The organism is Vallitalea sp. (assembly GCF_025211055.1).
In the GTDB taxonomy this organism is placed as follows: domain Bacteria; phylum Bacillota; class Clostridia; order Lachnospirales; family Vallitaleaceae; genus Vallitalea.
Window position 1 is genome coordinate 1 of sequence record NZ_JAOARO010000045.1, and the last position, 2,891, is coordinate 2,891.

Annotated in this window: 3 protein-coding genes; all 3 read left to right on the plus strand. The window is 30.6% G+C overall.

Annotated features, from left to right (window positions below):
• The coding region (locus tag N4A55_RS05790; protein WP_293754574.1) for a transposase at positions 1-801 on the plus strand (801 nt) is incomplete at its 5' end.
• Positions 802-981: 180 nt separating this feature from the next.
• Positions 982-1,944, plus strand: a complete 963-nt coding sequence (locus N4A55_RS05795; protein ID WP_293754576.1) for an RHS repeat-associated core domain-containing protein — start codon at positions 982-984, stop codon at positions 1,942-1,944.
• Between the two features lie 20 nt (positions 1,945-1,964).
• The gene (locus tag N4A55_RS05800) at positions 1,965-2,489 is read left to right on the plus strand and encodes a hypothetical protein (protein ID WP_293754577.1); all 525 of its coding nucleotides are present in this window, start codon (positions 1,965-1,967) and stop codon (positions 2,487-2,489) included.
• The last annotated feature ends 402 nt before the right edge of the window (positions 2,490-2,891 follow it).

Sequence of the window (2,891 nt, forward strand, 5' to 3'; positions counted from 1 at the left end):
GAACAAAGAACGTCGGTTATTAATCAATTACATATGCAACTATCATATCATTATTATAGATATAGTAAGTTTTTCAGTGATATCATAGGCAAGACAGCTTTAGCCTTTTGGTATAACTACCCTAGTGCTAAATCTTTAGAAAATGTATCTACACAAGAATTAGGTCAATTTCTTAGAAAAGAAAGCCATAACTTTTTTACTGTAGCCAAAGCAAAGACCTTATTAAGTTTAATTAATGAAGATAAGGATATTTTATCTCATGATGAAACTAGATGCTTCCTTATTAAAAACTATGTTGAGGATATTCGTTATAAACAAAAAGAAATATCTACTATTGATGAACTATTGCAACAATCTATTGATGACTTAGGGGTGAATCTACAATCATTTAATGGTATAGACCTTATTACATCAGCACAGTTACTATCTGAAATAGGTGATATTAATAGGTTTAAGAACTCGGCAAAACTTGCTCGATATAGTGGAATTGCCCCAGTTACTTATAGTTCTGGCAGTAAAGAAAAGAACTTTCGTAATCAACGAGGTAACAGGAAACTAAACAGCATATTTTTCTATATAGCACTTGGACAACTTACTACTCACAGAAATACTGGCACACCTAGAAATCCTATATTATATGAATACTATCACAAAAAAGTATCAGAGGGTAAAACTAAGTCACAGGCTATAGTTTGTGTTTCTAGGCGATTGGTGAATATCGTTTATAACATGCTTAAATATAAAAAAGACTATAGCATACAACCTAATAACACCACTAACAATAATTATAAATGTAGTTAGTATTATCATGAAAATCATAACTAACACGAAAATATCTACTATTAAAAAATAAAAGTGCAAGTATCCCCATCACCAGAGTATATATTTAGATGTGGTATTATAATCTTACGAACATTATTCGATATATGTTATAATATTGTATCTAAGCGTATACAACTATAAATCTACCGTTAACTAATTATGTTAACTTCATCTATAGAGATATTGATATTAAAAGGTATTAATATCTTCTATATAAATAGATTTATAGTTATGGATAGTTATAGGGGGGATGGGCTTAATCTTTACGCATACGTACAGAATAACCCTATAAACTACATAGACCCAAGTGGACATTGTACAGAAAAAGATAATAAATCCTATTGGGAAAAATATGTTGAGTGGACAAATGTACCATTCTCAAATACAATTTATTGGGGTGTAGACGTTTCCAAGGAATACGAAAGGTATGTTCTAGGTGCAAGAAATGCAGGTGATACACCTGTAGACCAAGAAATTTTTGTAAACACATTTGCACCAATGTGGGAACAGAAAGAAGATGCTAAGACTGCTACAGATAGATTACATGAATTTGGTCAAGTTGCAGTTAAATCGGGATTATTCTTTGGTTCGTTATTTGTCATAGGGGATGAAATAGCTTTATTCTCAGCAGGTGTTAAAGAGTTTGGATTCTATAATGCAGCTATGATGTATCAGTATGGGGCATTAAAAGAGCAATTAGCTTATAGCCAATCGTTAAAATTACCTTCTGAAGAAGAATTGAGTAACGCCATTGCAGAATGGAGTAAAATGCAAAAAAGTTTAGCACCTTCTAAAAGACAAGCATCAAAATTTAATACTGGAACTGTTGTTTATGATGTAGAAACAGGTCAATATTATTACGGTATGAATAGAGGAGTTCAAGTAAGTGGTGATACTTTAAATGAAACTTTGGCAAAAATGCTTCCTAAAAAGTCACTTAATCAATATAGACTTGGGAATTGTGCAGAAGTCGATGCAGTGAATCAAGCTTTACAAAACAATGCAAATTTACATAATTTGTATATGTATACAATAGAAGTTAACTCAGGTACTCCAAAACCAATGTGTGATAATTGTATATATGCATTTGAAGGAGCGGTTAGGGAGGTACTCTCTAAATAATTTTAAAATGGAGGTAATATATGAATAGAGATGATTTTAAAATGGTTTCAATAAGAGGGCGTTTGGCATATGCAATTAGTTGTTTAGAGAATGCATTGAAATATTATAAATGTAATACAACTGACTGGAGAATTGTTTTAGAACAACTATGGACATATACAGATATTCAATTTTTTGATGACTGGCATTATACAATAGCTGAAATTCTTCCTGAGTCAGTATTGGAATCAAATATCTTTGATGTAGATGACCATGAATATATAAATGAAATGCAATTTATTTGTCTACATAACCTATATAGTAATACTAATAATGAAATAAAAGATATTATACAATTTATATTTAATATAGGTATTTGTGAGTTTTACGAAAAATTAGAAAATTACGGACAACTTACATTGGATAATATGGAGGTCTTAATAAATTATATGATATCAAATAGCATACCCTTACCAGATATGAGTAGATTCAAAGTTTTTTACTATGATGATGGCAATGGTTGGGGAGAAAAATTTAGTGGGATAAAGTATTCCTGTATTTTATAATTTTTAATTGATTTCATTACATAACATAAAAAAATTTTTTGCCAACCTAAAATTATAAAATTTAGGTTGGTTATTTTGGTTATACAAGGGCACGACTAATCTTGTACTTTGAAACGGAATATAAAAGTGAAAGGCTATTGGTTTAAGACTAATAAGTATTCATACCTAAATCAGTGAGAAGTGGTATACAATGTACATATAGTGTTGTTATACCATATTATCTTAGTTCTATTTCATAAAAATAACTATCCATGAGACAGGAATAAGACCATCTAGGGTAGATACTACGAAGTGTTTTTAATGTCTTCCCCCCTCCAAATCTTTTCAGGGTCTTCCTAATGGGTCAGAAACCAAGAGCCATCTTATGAGGTAACGACTAGAGAGTTGTTCTATCAGAGGTGA